This is a genomic window from Peribacillus sp. YIM B13477 (assembly GCF_042787955.1).
In the GTDB taxonomy this organism is placed as follows: Bacteria; Bacillota; Bacilli; order Bacillales; family DSM-1321; genus Peribacillus; species Peribacillus frigoritolerans.
Window position 1 is genome coordinate 23,770 of sequence record NZ_JBHZPD010000007.1, and the last position, 17,461, is coordinate 41,230.

General features: G+C 41.9%; 15 protein-coding genes and 4 tRNA genes. All 19 read left to right on the forward strand.

The window, feature by feature from the left end; genetic code table 11:
• The first annotated feature begins 69 nt into the window (after positions 1-69).
• The gene (gene ychF, locus ACFX4H_RS19295; RefSeq protein ID WP_377436041.1) at positions 70-1,170 is read left to right on the forward strand and encodes a redox-regulated ATPase YchF; all 1,101 of its coding nucleotides are present in this window, start codon (positions 70-72) and stop codon (positions 1,168-1,170) included.
• A gap of 194 nt (positions 1,171-1,364) precedes the next feature.
• Positions 1,365-1,649, forward strand: coding sequence for a 30S ribosomal protein S6 (gene rpsF / locus ACFX4H_RS19300; RefSeq protein WP_034316153.1), 285 nt, complete (start codon positions 1,365-1,367; stop codon positions 1,647-1,649).
• 69 nt (positions 1,650-1,718) lie between these two features.
• Positions 1,719-2,243, forward strand: coding sequence for a single-stranded DNA-binding protein (gene ssb, locus ACFX4H_RS19305; protein WP_057278276.1), 525 nt, complete (start codon positions 1,719-1,721; stop codon positions 2,241-2,243).
• Between the two features lie 48 nt (positions 2,244-2,291).
• Positions 2,292-2,531 (forward strand): 30S ribosomal protein S18, encoded by a 240-nt coding sequence (gene rpsR, locus ACFX4H_RS19310; protein WP_053348323.1) that lies wholly within the window; start codon positions 2,292-2,294, stop codon positions 2,529-2,531.
• Positions 2,532-2,757: 226 nt separating this feature from the next.
• Positions 2,758-3,705, forward strand: coding sequence for a YybS family protein (locus ACFX4H_RS19315; protein WP_034316145.1), 948 nt, complete (start codon positions 2,758-2,760; stop codon positions 3,703-3,705).
• A gap of 41 nt (positions 3,706-3,746) precedes the next feature.
• Positions 3,747-5,717: a DHH family phosphoesterase gene (locus tag ACFX4H_RS19320; protein ID WP_377436042.1), complete on the forward strand. Its 1,971-nt coding sequence runs from the start codon at positions 3,747-3,749 to the stop codon at positions 5,715-5,717.
• Positions 5,714-6,163, forward strand: a complete 450-nt coding sequence (gene rplI, locus ACFX4H_RS19325; protein WP_034316140.1) for a 50S ribosomal protein L9 — start codon at positions 5,714-5,716, stop codon at positions 6,161-6,163. Before ACFX4H_RS19320 ends, rplI begins: the two co-directional genes overlap by 4 nt.
• 140 nt (positions 6,164-6,303) lie before the next feature.
• Positions 6,304-7,668 carry a replicative DNA helicase gene (gene dnaB / locus ACFX4H_RS19330; protein WP_034316139.1) on the forward strand — a complete coding sequence of 455 codons (1,365 nt, stop codon included), beginning with the start codon at positions 6,304-6,306 and terminating at the stop codon, positions 7,666-7,668.
• A gap of 281 nt (positions 7,669-7,949) precedes the next feature.
• Entirely contained in the window at positions 7,950-9,242 is a 1,293-nt protein-coding gene (locus ACFX4H_RS19335) for an adenylosuccinate synthase (protein ID WP_034316136.1), read from the forward strand.
• A 267-nt stretch (positions 9,243-9,509) separates the two neighbouring features.
• A tRNA-Lys gene (locus ACFX4H_RS19340) sits at positions 9,510-9,585 on the forward strand.
• A 9-nt stretch (positions 9,586-9,594) separates the two neighbouring features.
• Positions 9,595-9,666: transfer RNA gene (locus ACFX4H_RS19345), tRNA-Glu, on the forward strand.
• Between the two features lie 23 nt (positions 9,667-9,689).
• Positions 9,690-9,765: transfer RNA gene (locus ACFX4H_RS19350), tRNA-Asp, on the forward strand.
• A 29-nt stretch (positions 9,766-9,794) separates the two neighbouring features.
• Positions 9,795-9,867 (forward strand) — tRNA-Phe (locus ACFX4H_RS19355).
• Positions 9,868-10,276: 409 nt separating this feature from the next.
• Entirely contained in the window at positions 10,277-11,695 is a 1,419-nt protein-coding gene (locus tag ACFX4H_RS19360; protein WP_377436043.1) for a peptidoglycan DD-metalloendopeptidase family protein, read from the forward strand.
• 281 nt (positions 11,696-11,976) lie between these two features.
• Positions 11,977-12,684: a response regulator YycF gene (gene yycF, locus ACFX4H_RS19365; protein WP_034316131.1), complete on the forward strand. Its 708-nt coding sequence runs from the start codon at positions 11,977-11,979 to the stop codon at positions 12,682-12,684.
• Positions 12,685-12,689: 5 nt separating this feature from the next.
• Positions 12,690-14,522 carry a cell wall metabolism sensor histidine kinase WalK gene (gene walK / locus ACFX4H_RS19370; protein WP_328138561.1) on the forward strand — a complete coding sequence of 611 codons (1,833 nt, stop codon included), beginning with the start codon at positions 12,690-12,692 and terminating at the stop codon, positions 14,520-14,522.
• Positions 14,519-15,853, forward strand: coding sequence for a YycH family regulatory protein (locus ACFX4H_RS19375; RefSeq protein WP_377436044.1), 1,335 nt, complete (start codon positions 14,519-14,521; stop codon positions 15,851-15,853). Before walK ends, ACFX4H_RS19375 begins: the two co-directional genes overlap by 4 nt.
• On the forward strand, positions 15,840-16,634 hold the full coding sequence (locus ACFX4H_RS19380) for a two-component system regulatory protein YycI (protein ID WP_328138559.1): 795 nt from the start codon (positions 15,840-15,842) through the stop codon (positions 16,632-16,634). The genes ACFX4H_RS19375 and ACFX4H_RS19380 overlap by 14 nt, the downstream gene beginning before the upstream one ends.
• 6 nt (positions 16,635-16,640) lie before the next feature.
• Positions 16,641-17,435 carry an MBL fold metallo-hydrolase gene (locus ACFX4H_RS19385; protein WP_063574578.1) on the forward strand — a complete coding sequence of 265 codons (795 nt, stop codon included), beginning with the start codon at positions 16,641-16,643 and terminating at the stop codon, positions 17,433-17,435.
• Positions 17,436-17,461: the final 26 nt, after the last annotated feature.

Sequence of the window (17,461 nt, forward strand, 5' to 3'; positions counted from 1 at the left end):
TGGATGGTCTTTAAAGAAGATCAGTTCTTTTCCCATATGTACGAATCATCTTGAAGGAGTGAAATATAAATGGCTTTAACAGCTGGTATAGTCGGTTTGCCTAACGTAGGTAAATCCACTTTATTTAATGCAATAACTCAGGCAGGTGCGGAATCTGCCAACTACCCTTTCTGTACGATCGACCCGAATGTAGGGATTGTGGAAGTGCCAGATCACCGTCTGCAAAAATTGACTGAATTGGTAAAACCGAAAAAAACGGTTCCGACAGCATTTGAATTCACGGATATCGCCGGGATTGTAAAAGGAGCAAGTAAAGGAGAAGGTTTAGGTAATAAATTCCTTTCCCATATCCGTCAAGTGGATGCAATTTGTCAAGTCGTCCGTTGCTTTGCAGATGATAACATTACCCATGTTTCCGGAAAAGTAAATCCAATCGATGATATCGAGGTCATCAATCTTGAATTGATCCTTGCCGATTTGGAATCTGTTGTCAAACGCATCGACCGTGTCGGAAAAATGGCCAAGCAAAAAGATAAAGCCGCTGTGGCAGAACATGAAATCCTTGTGGCTTTAAAAGAAGCATTGGAAGATGAAAAGCCTGCACGTTCCGTCGAGTTTACCGAAGAACAGCAAAAAATCGTGAAGGGCATGCATTTACTTACAGCTAAGCCAACGCTTTACGTGGCGAACGTGAGCGAAGATGAAGTGGCGAATGCTGACGATAATGAATATGTTCAGCAAGTTCGTGAATATGCCGCTAAGGAAAATGCCGAAGTAATCGTGATTTGTGCCAAAATCGAGGAAGAAATTGCAGAGCTTGAAGGTGAAGAAAAGGAAATGTTCCTATCTGAACTTGGCATCGAGGAGTCAGGTCTAGATCAGCTGATCCGTGCTTCTTATTATCTGCTTGGATTGGCAACATACTTTACAGCTGGCGTACAGGAAGTGCGGGCTTGGACATTCCGTAAAGGAATGAAAGCCCCTCAATGTGCCGGTGTCATTCACACGGACTTCGAACGCGGTTTCATTCGTGCCGAAACGGTTTCTTATACCGATTTACTTGAAGCGGGCAGTCATAGTGCCGCAAAAGAAGCGGGTAAGGTTCGTTTGGAAGGTAAAGAATACATCGTTAACGATGGCGATGTTATCCATTTCCGTTTCAACGTATAAGAATCAAAGACCCTACCATTCCATATGTAGGGTCTTTTTTATAGACTTAAATCATTAGATTACATTTAATTGTAATAAGTCGAACCGTTCGTTGCAAAGCCTCTTTAACTATGCTATAATTTTATCTTGTGAGTAATTATAAATAATTGCTCCTTGCCCAATTGGGCCGCTTAGACCAAAAGGAGGTGACAGTGATGAGAAAATACGAAATTATGTATATCATCCGTCCAAACATTGAGGAAGAAGCTAAAAAAGCTTTAGTTGAACGTTTCAACACAATCCTTTCTGATAATGGTGCGGAAGTAGAAGCAAAAGAATGGGGTAAACGCCGTCTAGCATATGAAATCAATGATTTCCGTGATGGTTACTACATGCTTCTTAAAGTTAACGCTGAAAGTGCTGCGATTCAAGAATTCGATCGTCTAGCTAAAATCAGTGAAGACATTATTCGCCACATGGCTACTAGAGAAGAAGTTTAATTCGATAATTAATATAAATTCTAATCTTGTTTCACATGAAACAAGCTTGAAACCTAGGGGTTGATTCTGATGATGAATCGCGTAGTTTTGGTAGGACGCTTAACTAAAGATCCTGAATTACGATATACACCTAATGGAGTTCCCGTAGCTACCTTTACTTTAGCTGTCAACCGTAGTTTTACGAATCAGCAAGGTGAACGTGAAGCGGATTTCATTAACTGTGTAGTTTGGCGTAAACCGGCAGAAAATGTAGCTAACTTCTTGAAAAAGGGCAGTTTAGCTGGCGTGGATGGACGTGTCCAAACACGTAATTATGAAGGACAAGACGGCAAACGCGTATATGTGACGGAGATTCTGGCTGAGAGCGTTCAATTCCTTGAACCACGAAGCAGTTCAGCGGGTGAAAGAAATGAAGGCGGTTCTTACGGTGGAGGTCAAAGAAGTTATGGTAATAACGGAAATGACAACAATTCGTATGGACAAAATCCTAATCAGAATCAACGAAGCAATAACAACTACACTCGTGTAGATGATGATCCATTTGCAAATGACGGTAAAACAATCGACATTTCAGATGACGATCTTCCGTTTTAAACAGCCGTTTAAAATGAAAATTCAAAAAAGCAGGGAGGGAAATATATTATGGCAATGGGTGGACGTAAAGGACGCGGTAAGCGTAAAAAGGTTTGTTATTTCACATCTAACGGAATCACTAAAATTGATTACAAAGATACAGATCTTCTTAAAAAATTCGTCTCAGAACGCGGTAAAATTTTACCACGTCGTGTAACTGGCACAAGCGCTAAATATCAACGTAAATTAACGATTGCTATTAAACGCTCACGTACTATGGCATTACTACCATACGTATCTGGTGAATAATAAATTGGCACGTTGAGGAGTTATCCTTAATGTGCCTTTTTTAATAAGTTTTCACTTATGCCTGTAAACCGCTGAATTGCGGTTTTTTTATTTCAATCCGCGCGTTTTCCTCAGAAAAAATAATCATATCCCAAAAAAGACTGTGATGTTTGAAATATCCTGGCCGTAACGGATACAATATAAAGATGGAGATAAGACATCAATCATAACAGGGGGTGAAATAAAGATGAATAGCGGGAGACGAATTGCCGAGGGCGGAGCACTTCTGGCACTATATTGCATTTTATTGTTCATCACCATTCAAATCCCACTATTGGGTATTTTCACTACTTTCTTTTTACCCATTCCATTCATACTGGTCACAATCAAACAAAAGTTATCGTGGAGCCTTGGTTACTTATTTGTAGCCTCGTTATTGTCGATCCTCATCGGGACGATATTGTCTGTTCCGCTGACATTGCTCATGGGGGCAACGGGAATTGCGATCGGCTATTTTTTGAAAAAGGACAAACCGATGGCACCTATGTTCATAAGCGCAGTCCTTGTCTTCCTGGGAGGCATTTTATTAATATATGCAGCTTCAGTGTTGATAACGGATGTTAATTACATAGAGGAATCGATGAACATGGCCGAGGAGTCCCTTGAAAATACAATCGGCATTATGGATACTTTTGGACAGGCACCGACGGAGCAAGTCAAAAAGCGGATGTATGAATCGATCGATATGATGAACACGCTGATGCCAAGTTTGTTCGTCTTGATGTCCGTCATCATGGTTTTATTGATTTTCTTTGCAGCGCATCCCATTGTGAAGAGGTTCAGTGATAAGGCGTTAAAATGGCCTCATTTTCGAGATCTGCGACTCCCGAAAAGCCTTTTATGGTATTATTTAATTACGATGCTTCTTGCTCTTTTTGTGAATACGGACAAGAACAGTTTTGTATATATGGCCATAACGAACCTATTTTTCATACTGCAGTTCTTCATTTTATTACAAGGATATTCCCTGATATTCTATATCGCTCATGTTAAGTCATGGGTTAAGGCGATACCTGTTTTAATTGTGGTTTTTTCTTTACTTCTGCCGATTCCGATTATAACGACGGCCGTCCGATTTTTAGGTATAATAGATTTAGGCTTTCCTTTTAGGGAGACAATCAAGAAAAAGGAATAGAAGACTTTTTTGTAAAACAGATGCTTTTAGGAGCTGAAACTATGCCATCTTATTTGAAAGAATACTCGATTAAGTCCCCATTGTATGGGGTGCTGGCCGCAGTCGTTTTACTTTTGGGCGTACTGGCTTATTATAATTGGGTTATTGCACTTGTTGGACTATTGATTCTTGCTGGTTTATTTTATTTAACATTAAGAATGGTAGAAAAAAAGCAACGGAAGACAGAAGAGTATATAACGACTTTATCCTACCGTTTAAAGAAGGTGGGCGAGGAAGCGTTATTGGAAATGCCGATTGGGATCATGCTCTTTAATGAGGATTATTACATTGAATGGACCAATCCATTCCTGGCTTCTTGTTTTAGTGAGGACTCCTTGGCAGGAAGATCGCTATACGATGTTGCGGACTCGATAGTACCGTTAATCAAGCAAGAGATCGAGACAGAGACACTTACGCTCCACGATCGGAAATTCAAGGTGGTCCATAAGCGTGATGAAAGGCTTCTTTACTTTTTTGATGTGACGGAGCAAGTGGAAATTGAGAAATTATATGAAGATGAGAGAACGGCAATTGCGATCATTCTTCTTGATAATTATGATGATTTGACACAGGGTATGGATGATCAGCGTAAAAGCAGCATTAATAGCTTGGTTACCTCACTTCTCGATAAGTGGGCAAGGGATAATGGCGTTTTCTTTAAACGGGTTTCCTCGGAACGATTCATCGCTGTCTTTAATGAGCATATCCTTCAGCAGCTTGAAAAGGGGAAATTCTCGATTTTGGATGAAATCAGGGAAACGACGGCCAAGCAAAATGTACCACTGACATTGAGCATCGGGGTCGGCTCGGCCGTGTCATCCTTGCCGGAACTAGGTACGCTTGCCCAGTCCAGCTTGGATCTCGCTTTAGGGCGGGGCGGTGACCAGGTAGCCATAAAGCAAGCGAATGGAAAAGTGAAATTCTATGGCGGCAAAACCAATCCGATGGAAAAACGCACGAGGGTCCGTGCCCGTGTGATTTCCCGTGCATTGAAGGATATAGTCCTTGATAGCGATAAAGTCATTGTCATGGGCCATAAAAACCCGGATATGGACGCAATCGGTTCGGCGATCGGCATCTTGAAAGTTGCCCAAATGAATGAACGTGAAGGCTATATTGTCATAAACACCCAGCAGCTCGACAGCAGTGTCCTTCGTTTAATGGAAGAGATCAAAAATAAAGAAGAGCTGTATGCCAGGTTCATAACACCTGATAATGCATTAGAAATGATTACGGATGAGACCTTGCTGGTTGTGGTCGATACCCATAAACCTTCCATGGTGATTGAAGAGCGGTTATTGAATAGAATCGATAAGGTTGTGGTCATCGACCATCATCGGCGGGGTGAGGAGTTCATCAAGAACTCATTGCTCGTCTATATGGAGCCATATGCATCTTCAACGGCAGAGCTTGTGACGGAACTGCTTGAATATCAGCCGAAACGCTCAAAAATTGATATGCTTGAGTCGACGGCGCTTCTTGCAGGTATCATCGTCGATACGAAAAGCTTCACCTTAAGAACAGGATCACGCACTTTCGATGCAGCCTCATATCTAAGGGCGCATGGAGCTGATACGGTACTTGTCCAGAAATTCTTAAAAGAAGACGTGGACACCTATATCAAACGATCGAAGCTCATTGAAGAAGTCATCTTTTATAAAAAGGGAATTGCCATTGCCGCGGCAAAAACCGATCAGGTTCATAATCAGGTGCTCATTGCTCAGGCTGCGGACACCCTATTGACGATGGATGGCGTTGTCGCTTCCTTTGTAATGGCTAAGCGGTCTGATGATACGGTGGGGATAAGTGCGCGTTCTCTTGGTGATATCAATGTACAGGTGATCATGGAAATGTTGAATGGAGGCGGACATCTAACGAATGCCGCCACTCAACAGGTATGCTCCATTGATGAAGCCGAAAGTCGATTGAAAGCAGCTATTGATGAATATTTAGAAGGGGGATATAAAGAATGAAAGTGATATTTCTTAAAGACGTTAAAGGTAAAGGGAAAAAAGGGGAAGTTAAAAATGTTGCGGATGGTTATGCACATAATTTCCTGCTTAAACAAGGATTGGCCGTTGAAGCAAATAATTCAAACGTGAAAACTTTGGAAGCACAGAAAAATAAAGAAGAATCACTTGCAGCAGAAGAGCTGCAGCAGGCTGAAGAATTGAAAGTGCAGCTGGAGAAATTAACGGTTGAACTATCTGCCAAAGCCGGTGAGGGCGGGCGTTTATTCGGTTCCATCACGACTAAACAAATTGCATCTGAGCTTCAGAAAAAACACGGTATCAAGGTTGATAAACGTAAAATGGAGCTTGCTGAAGGCATCCGCACTTTAGGGCATACAAAGCTTCCGGTGAAGCTTCATCCTGAAGTCACTGCAACACTGACTGTGCATGTGAAAGAAATTAACTAATTTTAGCTGTTTCATATCTGTGAAAAATTGATAAAATAGAGATAGACGAAAAATGTGATTGGGCACGTTGTCCTTTCACTTTTTTCTTTTTTACTAGAAACATATAAAAGGTATCCTCTTAGAATGGGAGGTTTTAAGATATGATAGAACAATTTCAGGATAGGATTCCGCCTCAAAATATAGAAGCCGAACAGGCTGTGCTAGGAGCCATTTTTCTTGAGCCCTCTTCATTGACCGTAACTTCGGAAGTTTTGATTCCGGAGGATTTTTATAGAAGCTCTCATCAAAAGATCTTTAATGTGATGCTTAAATTGAATGACGAAGGAAAAGCTGTCGATTTGATTACGGTGACAGAGGAATTGGCTGCGACAAAAAACCTTGAAGAAGTTGGCGGGGTTTCTTATTTAAGTGAATTGGCCGGATCGGTGCCTACCGCGGCCAATATTGAATATTATGCCCGCATCGTCGAGGAGAAGTCATTGCTGCGGCGTTTGATCCGGACTGCGACGAACATCGCTCAGGAAGGCTACAGTCGCGAGGACGAGGTCGAGGAGCTGCTCGGTGAAGCAGAAAAAACGATCATGGAAGTGGCCCAGCGTAAGAATTCCGGGTCTTTTCAAAATATTAAGGATGTATTGGTTGCGACTTACGATAACATAGAAATTTTGACTACCCGTAAAGGGGATGTCACGGGAATACCGACAGGGTTTGCTGAACTGGATCGAATGACAGCGGGGTTCCAACGTAATGACCTCATCATAGTTGGTGCCCGCCCTTCGGTTGGTAAAACCGCTTTTGCATTGAACATCGCTCAAAACGTTGCGACCAAAACGGAGGAGAATGTAGCGATTTTCAGTCTTGAAATGGGTGCAGAGCAGCTCGTTATGCGTATGCTCTGTGCTGAAGGGAATATCAACGCCCAGAATTTACGGACAGGTTCCTTAACTGATGAGGATTGGCGTAAACTGACGATGGCGATGGGAAGCTTGTCGAATGCCGGCATTTATATCGATGATACGCCAGGTGTCAGGATTGGTGAAATCCGTTCAAAATGCCGTCGTTTGAAGCAGGAACATGGCCTTGGCATGATATTGATCGATTACCTGCAGTTAATTCAAGGCGATGGCCGTTCAGGCGACAACCGTCAGCAAGAGGTATCCGAGATTTCACGTTCACTCAAAGCGCTGGCCCGTGAACTTAAAGTGCCCGTCATCGCCCTTTCCCAGCTATCGCGGGGAGTGGAGCAGCGTCAGGATAAGCGCCCGATGATGTCTGATATCCGGGAGTCCGGGAGTATCGAGCAAGATGCTGATATCGTCGCATTCTTATACCGTGATGATTATTATGATAAAGAATCCGAGAATAAAAATATCATTGAAATCATTATAGCGAAACAGCGTAATGGTCCGGTCGGCACGGTTTCGCTTGCATTCGTAAAAGAATATAATAAATTCGTTAATCTCGAACGCCGTTTCGATGATGATTCGATGTCTCCCGGCGCATAGGGGACTGCCTGCCATTCATGCAATGGCGGGCTTTCCCTGTTTCGGGAAAAAGAAAGGTCCTAATGATAATAGAAAAAGAAATCAAAGGGTACAATAATGATTGACGATCCTAAAAAAACCGGAAAGAAATTTCTTATATTTACGAACAAAGAATTTTTTAAAAAGTGTATTGTTCGGATTTTGTATTGACTTCCAGTTTGGATTATTGATAAAATAGGTTTGTTTGATAAGAACCGGTTAATGATCGGTATTACGTGAACCTTTGGAGGTGCTTTATTCAGATGTCATCAGTTGTAGTAGTCGGTACACAATGGGGAGACGAAGGTAAAGGTAAAATAACAGATTTTCTATCCCAGAATGCGGAAGCCATCGCTCGTTATCAAGGTGGGAATAATGCAGGGCATACAATTAAATTTAACGGCGTTACCTATAAACTGCATTTAATTCCGTCAGGGATTTTTTATAGTGATAAGATTTGTGTCATTGGAAACGGTATGGTAGTTGATCCAAAAGCTCTTGTAGAGGAGCTTGCTTATTTACATAGCCATGGGGTGAGTACGGATAATCTTCGTATCTCGAACCGTGCACATGTCATTCTTCCTTACCATATCAAATTGGATGAAGTCGAAGAAGACCGTAAAGGCGCCAACAAAATTGGAACGACTAAAAAGGGAATCGGCCCTGCATATATGGACAAAGCTGCTCGTAACGGAATCCGCATGGCAGACCTTTTGGACCGTGAAATTTTCGAGGAAAAATTGTCTCAAAATCTTGTCGAAAAAAACCGTATGTTCGAACGCTTCTATGAAACGGAAGGTTTCAAAATCGAAGATATCTTGGAAGAATACTATGAGTACGGACAACAAGTGCAGAAATATGTTTGTGATACATCCGTTGTATTGAATGACGCACTTGATGAAGGAAAACGGGTATTATTCGAAGGGGCACAAGGTGTCATGCTTGATATCGATCAAGGAACATACCCATTCGTCACTTCTTCCAACCCCGTTGCAGGTGGAGTTACAATCGGTTCGGGTGTAGGTCCTACGAAGATCAACCATGTGGTTGGAGTATGTAAAGCATACACAAGCCGTGTGGGCGATGGTCCTTTCCCTACAGAATTGCATGATGAAGTCGGTAACCAAATCCGGGAAATTGGCCGTGAATATGGTACAACTACAGGCAGACCGCGCCGTGTAGGCTGGTTTGACGCTGTTGTCGTTCGCCATGCTCGCCGTGTCAGCGGGATTACCGATTTATCATTGAACTCGATTGACGTATTATCAGGTCTTGATACGGTCAAAATTTGTGTGGCCTATGAATACAAAGGCGAAATCATTCATGAGGTACCAGCGACTTTGAAAGCGATTGGCGAATGTAAACCAGTCTATGAAGAGCTGCCAGGCTGGTCAGAAGATATCACAGGCTGCAAATCATTGGATGAGCTTCCAGAGAACGCTCGCCACTATGTAGAGCGCGTATCTCAATTGGTAGGCATTCCTTTGACCACTTTCTCTGTCGGTCCTGACCGTAACCAAACAAATGTCGTGAGAAGCCCTTGGCGTCTAGCGTAATTCATGAAAAGGAGCTGGCTTTTTTTGCCGGCTCTTCTTTCATTTTTAAGATCGATGCATTATATGTCACGTTAGGGAGGACCGGGTTGCCGAATGAATGTGGATAAAAACTGGAGGGAAAATAAAAAAGATAAGAAAAAAATAATTTTATTTCAAAAAACTATTGCCTAAACTATAAGAACCATGATATTATCAAAAGCGTCGTCACAATAGAACAAGCCATTAACAAGCTGGTTAACATCCAGCAAAGAAACATTTCATTAGAACGAGCCATTAGCTCAGTTGGTAGAGCATCTGACTTTTAATCAGAGGGTCGAAGGTTCGAATCCTTCATGGCTCACCATTTTTTTCCGGCCCATTGGTCAAGCGGTTAAGACACCGCCCTTTCACGGCGGTAACACGGGTTCGAATCCCGTATGGGTCACTTCTTTATATATATGCTTTACTGGTCCCGTGGTGTAGCGGTTAACATGCCTGCCTGTCACGCAGGAGATCGCGGGTTCGATTCCCGTCGGGACCGCCATTTTATTTTTATTCTAAAATAGAATATTTGGCTCAGTAGCTCAGTCGGTAGAGCAAAGGACTGAAAATCCTTGTGTCGGCGGTTCGATTCCGTCCTGAGCCATCCTTGTATAAACGCCTTTCCTTTAGGGCGTTTTTTTGTTATGCGTCCAGAGGATTATGAATGAAATCTTGTTAATAGATTGTTAACGATTTGTAACATACCATTTTCGGCCAATTCGGAATAAAACTCGCTTTTCCCCTTGCTGGGCTTAGGCCCACTCCTTTTTCCGCAGTTTATTGAACTGTCCCCATTACCATATCCATTGGTACATGTTGTCACCATTTATACAGTTCTATTACATTATGAAGTCTGTTTCTTGTTTTTTTTCTTAATATGGTAGAGTTATGAGTGATAAAAATCATTATAGAAATCAGTCATAAGCATCTGGATATTTAAATTGGACTAATAAATCTCAAATAAATTTGATTAGTTTCTTAATTGGTGACTGAGCCGTTAAGGAGGACAATATATGTTTAGCTCAAAAGGCAAGGGGATCATCCTGTTGATGGTTTCCGTCATTTTGGTGCTTGCGGGCAATCGGGTAACTGCTGCTGGGATATCGGAAACTACAACCATACAGCATGTTTATCTTAATGATGAGTTCGTCGGCAGTGTAACGGATGAAACGGAAATCGAAAACATCGTAGCCGATAAGGTAGAGGAAGCACAGGAAGATTATCCTGACTTTACATTCGATAAGGAGACACAGCTGAAGTTCGTACCTGAAGAGGTATTCGATGAAGATGTTAAAGAGGAACAGGCTGTTAAGGGAATTCAAGATCAGTTGAATGTGAAGGCCGAGGCATATGAAATCGACATAGATAACCAGGCGGTCGCTTATGTTGCGTCAAAGGAAGATGCAGAGGACGTTCTGGAGAAAATCACTTTATTATATGTAAATGAAGAGGAATACGCTGAATACGAATCAGGTAAAAAGGAAAGTGAAAAAGATGCCGATTCGTTAAAAGAGCCAGGAAGCAGAATTCTGGACATCGAATTTTCACTTCCCGTTACGTTTAAAGAGACAATGGTATATCCAGACGAAATCAAGAGTGTCGATAAAACCCTTTCCATGATAGAAGAAGGAAAGGAAGAAACGACGATCTATGAGGCTAAGGAAGATGAAGATCTTGAAGCCATTGCCACTAGCCATGATATGGACCTGGATCAACTGCTGGAGCTGAATCCGGGACAGGATGAGGACAAAGGTGTTAAAGAGGGCGAGCGTCTCTATGTGACCCAACGTACCCCCTATGTGAACGTAATGGTAGAAAGAGAAGTATTAAAGGAAGAGAGGATTCCTTTTGAAAAGAAAGTGAAGGAGGATGACGAACTTCCAAAGGGCGAACTCATTACTGAACAAATGGGGAATGAGGGGATTCTTGCGTTCACCTATAATGTATCTGAAACAAATGGAAAGAAAATCAGTGAAACGATCGTAAAAAAAGAAGTCACGGAAGAAGCTAAAACGGAAATCACCAGAAAAGGCACCAAGGTCATACCTTCACAGGGCAGCGGTACATATTCATGGCCTGCAGATGGGGGCTATATTTCCAGTAAGCAGGGCCAGCGCTGGGGGAAACTTCATAAAGGTATCGATATTGCACGGCCAGCCACCATGACCATAACGGCTGCAGATCATGGGATAATCGAAACTGCCGGGAATTCCGGAGGATATGGAAATAAGATAACGATCAATCATAATAATGGGTATAAGACAGTGTATGCCCATTTGGATTCAATAGATGTAAAAGCGGGACAAAAGATTGAAAAAGGCATGAAAATTGGCATGATGGGTTCAACAGGTCACTCGACCGGTGTCCACCTCCATTTTGAAATATATAAAAACGGGTCTCTCGTTAATCCGCTAAACTATATAAGTCAGTAATCGCTGGAAGTCTTCGAAAATTATTCGAAGACTTCTTCTGCTTCATTCATAGATGAGAATAATAGGAAAAAGGTGATTTAATGCCTATAAAATGATAAAGTAGAATAGAGACAATTTGCTTTCATTCCGGTGTTCAGCCCCTTTTATTGGGTATATATATGTAACTTTGCCGAAACTAGGTTGCGAAGCTTTGTGCAAGCAGAAGGAAAAGTGAATAAGGTCCCGGATAAGGACACGGTTTTTAATAGATTTAGTTCAGTTATTAAAAAGGAGATAAGTACATGGATAAAAAGATTCTGGTAGTGGATGACGAAAAGCCAATTGCTGATATATTACAATTCAATCTAAAAAAGGAGGGCTACGAAGTTTTTTGTGCTTATGATGGCAATGAAGCCCTCAAAATGGTGGAAGAACGGCAACCTGATTTGATTTTACTTGATATCATGCTGCCGCAGCGCGATGGGATGGAAGTATGCAGGGAAGTAAGGAAGAAGTATGAGACGCCGATCATCATGCTAACGGCAAAAGACTCGGAGATAGATAAGGTGTTAGGATTGGAGCTTGGTGCAGATGACTATGTGACAAAGCCATTTAGTACCCGGGAAATAATTGCCCGCGTTAAGGCGAACCTTAGACGTCAGCAAGCTGTTCCGGTTCCCGATCAAGAAAATGAACCGAAGGAAATTACGATAGGCACGCTCACTATCCATCCGGATGCCTATGTGGTATCCAAGCGCGGCGATACGATAGAATTGACGCATCGTGAATTTGAGTTGCTTCATTACTTAGCGAAGCACATCGGTCAGGTCATGACAAGGGAGCACTTATTACAAACCGTGTGGGGCTATGATTATTTTGGTGATGTGCGGACGGTCGATGTAACGGTCAGACGTCTTCGTGAGAAGATTGAAGACAATCCAAGCCATCCTGGCTGGATTGTAACTAGAAGAGGGGTCGGTTATTACCTGCGTAACCCTGAACAGGAGTAGTTTCTATGAAAAAGGTTGGTTTTTTTCGCTCAATTCATTTTAAATTTGTTCTGATTTATGTATTGCTCATTTTCGTGGCGATGCAAATAATCGGGGTATATTTTGTTGGGGAATTGGAAGAAAATCTTGTCGGGAACTTTACGAAATCAATAAAAGGTCACGTTAACCTGCTTACCTACAGTATTGGTGAAGAAATGGAAAAAGAGAGGGGAGAGGAAGATCCGACCCTCGAAGAAGCGATTGATGCGATATTGAGAGACCGGGATAATTCATCGAATGATATTTCGGAAGTACGTGTCATCGACACCCGCAGCAGACGCGTGATCGGAACTTCAGCCCGAGGTAACCAGGATATTGTAGGGAAGAGGACGACAGAGGTCCTTATCAAGAATACGCTCACTTTTGGAAAAGAAGATAGTGATATATTTCGGGATAAGAAATCAGGCAGGCGGCTCTGGGTCCTTTCGACACCCATTGAAGCAAATGGGGAGGTCATTGGCGCCGTCTATGTAATAGCGGAGATGGAAAATGTCTTTGAGCAGATGGATGAAATCAATAGCATCTTCATGACGGGTACGGCCATCGCTTTGGTCATTACGGCCATCTTGGGGATCCTGCTTGCAAGAACGATCACCAGACCCATGTCTGATATGAGAAAACAGGCACTGGTGATGGCGAAAGGGAATTTCTCCAGAAAAGTCAGGGTATATGGCGATGATGAAATTGGCCAGCTTGCCGTCACTTTCAATAATTTGACCAAAAAGCTTCAAGAGTCGCAATCAAGCACAGAGGGAGAGCGGCGAAAGCTATCATCCGTCCTTGCCAATATGACGGATGGCGTAATTTCAACGGACAGGCGCGGTCGGGTGAACTTGATTAATGAACCGGCGGCACAATTATTGAATGTCTCGAGTGAAACCGTCATGAACCAACCGATCATTGAGGTTTTGGGTCTTGAAGAAGAATATAAATTTGAGGATTTATTGGAAGAGCGAGAGTCCATTATCCTTGATTACAGCAAAAAAAATCGGCCTTTCATTTTGAGGGGGAATTTTTCGGTCATTCAAAAGGAAACGGGATTCGTTAATGGTTTGATCACTGTTTTGCATGATATAACAGAGCAGGAAAAAATCGAGAGCGAACGCAGGGAATTCGTTGCCAATGTATCACATGAACTGCGAACTCCGCTAACGACGATGAGAAGTTACCTGGAAGCATTGGCGGAAGGGGCATGGAAGGACGAGGAAATCGCTCCATCGTTTTTAAGTGTGACCCAAAATGAAACGGAGCGAATGATCAGGCTTGTTAATGATCTGTTACAGCTTTCGAAAATGGACAGTAAAGATTATAGGCTTAAAACCGGCTGGGTGAATTTCAATAAATTCTACGACCACATCATCGATCGTTTTGAAATGTCGAAAAATGATGACATCACGTTTAAGCGTGATTTGCCAAAGGAAGCTTATTTTGTGGATATTGATGAAGATAAAATCACCCAGGTTCTCTATAATGTAATCTCCAACTCATTAAAGTATTCACCTGAAGGGGGTCAAGTGACTTTCCGCGTCAGGGCATCTGATGGCTTTATCATTGTGAGCATTACAGATCAAGGAGTGGGTATCCCGAAAAACGTCATTGATAAAATATTCGACCGCTTCTACCGTGTGGATAAAGCAAGGGCCCGTAACTTAGGCGGGACAGGGCTTGGTTTAGCGATTGCAAAAGAGATGGTCGTGGCGCATGGCGGGAAAATATGGGCGGAAAGTGTGGATGGAAAAGGAACTACCGTGTTCTTTACACTTCCTTACGAACAGGAAGAAGAGGATGATTGGTCATGAATTTTGAACGTGCAAAAAGTATCATACTGATTATTTTGGTTGGGACAAGCATTTTTTTGACATGGAGCATTTGGACGTACGAGCCTGAGTATGATTCATTTGAACAATCGTCGGAATTCATAAAGATTAAAAGCGATGTCCAGATTGTCAGTGATGTCATTAAACCAGTCAGTATCCTTTTCCATGGCAATGGGCAGCATTTCCAGACTTCCAATCCGGCAGAAATCAATGAAATGGAAAAGGAATTTTCGCAATGGCGTTTCAGAGGCCTAAAAGAGGTATCCGTAAACAGGCTGCAAAGGAAATTTGACGATTTTGTCCATGAAGATGGATCGATTGAAATCGAATTTTCCGATGATATTCCCATTGCCCTTTATAAAACGGTATTGAATATAACGGATACGGAAGTGCCTAAATTTTCGTTTGATCGAATCATCATTAAACAAAAGGATATCAGTGGTAATGAATCTGCTGTTTATTTTGTTTCCTACGATCACGGGAAGATTTATCAAGGTATGGTCAACTCTAAAAAACTAAGGAATTTCATGGATTCATTTTATCGGGGTTCTTACGATAAGTATCCTGAATACACGGCCGAAACGATAAACAGTAAAAGGACACTGTTCGTCCCGGAAAACCCAGTGGAAATCAACAAACTTGAATATTATATTGACCCTTTGGATATTGGAAACTTGAAAAATGCGTTATTTAGTTTTCCGAAGTTCGTTCGCCAGGAATCGGTTTCGGTCGGTGAGGAATATACGGATGGAACAAGACTGATGACGGTCAATAAAGATAATTACTTAATTTCTTATATCAATCCGGCACAAAAGAGCAAGTTATTTGACAGTTCCAGTGACCTTTTGCAAAAAAGCATTGATTTCATCAATGAACATGCCGGTTGGGAAAATAACAATTACCGCTTTGCCTATATGTCGGAGAATGAGCAACGAGTGGTATTCCGCTTATTCGTGAATGGTTATCCGGCCTTCAATGAATCCGGAATGACGGAAATCGAGCAAATTTGGGGGAAAGAAGAAATTTATAGCTATGACCGTCCATATTTTAAACTGGACTCAGTCCTCCCTTCAGTAGGATCGGCAAAGACTTTACGAAGCGGTAAAGAAGTAGTGAATCAGCTGAAATCGAAAGATAATATCGATTTCAAAAGCGTGGAGGACATCTCGATAGGCTATAAACTGGATAAATCCCTGGATTCCAAACTTGTAACTCTAGTTACACTTGAGCCCACTTGGTATTATCGTATCGGCGATAAATGGTTTATTGTGCCTTTTGATGACACGGGAGGCGATCGAAGTGGATTGGAATAATACAAAGTCGATTTTCATCATGGTTTTCTTCGTTTTGAATATTTTTCTTCTTTATCAATTCCTGGAAAAGATTAATGACTCCCAATATGAAAGTTTCACGGAGTCCACTACGGAAGAACTGTTGAAAGAAGATGAGATTTCCATAGAAACCTCACTTCCGAAACAAAAGTCGGATCAATTCCTGATTGCCCAAAGCAAGACTTTCGAGAAGAAAGATATACAGTACCTGAAAAATCAAAAAGCAAAAATCATCGATGATAAGAAGCTTGTTGGTACATTTAAAACACCGGTTGGCATGAAAGCGGAAATTAATGCTGCAGACCTTGATATATTCCTGAAGGAGTATATATTAAATGGAAGTGAGTATCATTTCTGGAGCTTTGATGAAATCAGCCAGACCATCACCTGCTATCAAGTGGAAGATAAAAAGATGTTTTATAATAATAGTAAAGGGAAGGTCACTTTATATCTGAACAAGAAGGGTGAAATCGTTTCCTATGAACAGATGTATTTAGAGGAAATCAAAAAATTCAATAAACCTAAAGAATTGAAATCTGCCATAACTGCTATTGGAGCATTGTATGACAATGGTGATATTAATCCCAAAAGTAAAGTCACGAATGTAAAATTGGGATATTACAATTCGCTGCAGACGACATCTGTGTCACATTTACTTGTGCCAACATGGTGGGTGGTCATTGATGACGAAACGGATCTCTTCGTGAATGCTTTTGATGGAGAGGTCATTGAATTGAATACAGAAGAAAAAATACTGGAGTGAGTATAGATGACAATGCATTTTAGTGTTCTCGCAAGCGGGAGTACGGGAAATGCCTTTTTCGTGGAAACGGAGGATCAATCATTCCTCGTCGATGCCGGCTTAAGCGGTAAAGCCCTGGAAGCATTGTTTCAGGATATAGGCCGTGATATGTCCAAGCTATCCGGTATCCTTGTTACCCATGAACACAGCGACCATATTAAAGGTCTTGGCGTGGTTGCCAGAAAACATAAACTCCCGATATATGCGAATGCAAAAACATGGAATGCCATGGAGCGATCGATCGGTGAAATTGGAACTGAACAAAAATTCACATTTGAAATGGAACAGGTCAAAACGTTCGGCAGCCTTGATATAGAATCTTTCGGCGTTTCACATGATGCGGCAGAGCCGATGTTTTACGTCTTTCATCATGAAGATAAGAAACTTGTGGTCATTACCGATACAGGGTACGTAAGCGATCGGATGAAAGGAATCATTTCAAATGCCGATGCTTATGTATTCGAAAGTAACCATGATGTGTCCATGCTGAGGATGGGAAAATATCCATGGAGCATCAAGCGCCGGATTTTAAGTGATGTCGGACATGTTTGTAATGAAGACGCTGCCCTTGCAATGAGCGAAGTGGCCGGTGATAAGACCAAGCGGATTTACTTGGCCCACTTAAGCCTTGATAACAATATGAAGGATCTAGCAAGAATGTCGGTGGAACAGACGTTAAAGACAAAGGGGATCATCGTGGGTGAACAATTTTCCTTATATGATACTGACCCGAAAAGACCAACGGAACTTGTTACATTATAAATGAAAGGAATGGATGAGGGATACCT

Coding starts and splice junctions, on each gene's coding strand:
- rpsR (WP_053348323.1), top strand. CDS start 2,292: ATGGCAATGGGTGGACGTAAAGGACGCGGTAAGCGTAAAAAGGTTTGT.
- ACFX4H_RS19320 (WP_377436042.1), top strand. CDS start 3,747: ATGCCATCTTATTTGAAAGAATACTCGATTAAGTCCCCATTGTATGGG.
- ACFX4H_RS19385 (WP_063574578.1), top strand. CDS start 16,641: ATGACAATGCATTTTAGTGTTCTCGCAAGCGGGAGTACGGGAAATGCC.
- ACFX4H_RS19335 (WP_034316136.1), top strand. CDS start 7,950: ATGTCATCAGTTGTAGTAGTCGGTACACAATGGGGAGACGAAGGTAAA.
- ACFX4H_RS19315 (WP_034316145.1), top strand. CDS start 2,758: ATGAATAGCGGGAGACGAATTGCCGAGGGCGGAGCACTTCTGGCACTA.
- rplI (WP_034316140.1), top strand. CDS start 5,714: ATGAAAGTGATATTTCTTAAAGACGTTAAAGGTAAAGGGAAAAAAGGG.
- walK (WP_328138561.1), top strand. CDS start 12,690: ATGAAAAAGGTTGGTTTTTTTCGCTCAATTCATTTTAAATTTGTTCTG.
- rpsF (WP_034316153.1), top strand. CDS start 1,365: ATGAGAAAATACGAAATTATGTATATCATCCGTCCAAACATTGAGGAA.
- dnaB (WP_034316139.1), top strand. CDS start 6,304: ATGATAGAACAATTTCAGGATAGGATTCCGCCTCAAAATATAGAAGCC.
- ssb (WP_057278276.1), top strand. CDS start 1,719: ATGATGAATCGCGTAGTTTTGGTAGGACGCTTAACTAAAGATCCTGAA.
- yycF (WP_034316131.1), top strand. CDS start 11,977: ATGGATAAAAAGATTCTGGTAGTGGATGACGAAAAGCCAATTGCTGAT.
- ychF (WP_377436041.1), top strand. CDS start 70: ATGGCTTTAACAGCTGGTATAGTCGGTTTGCCTAACGTAGGTAAATCC.
- ACFX4H_RS19360 (WP_377436043.1), top strand. CDS start 10,277: ATGTTTAGCTCAAAAGGCAAGGGGATCATCCTGTTGATGGTTTCCGTC.
- ACFX4H_RS19375 (WP_377436044.1), top strand. CDS start 14,519: ATGAATTTTGAACGTGCAAAAAGTATCATACTGATTATTTTGGTTGGG.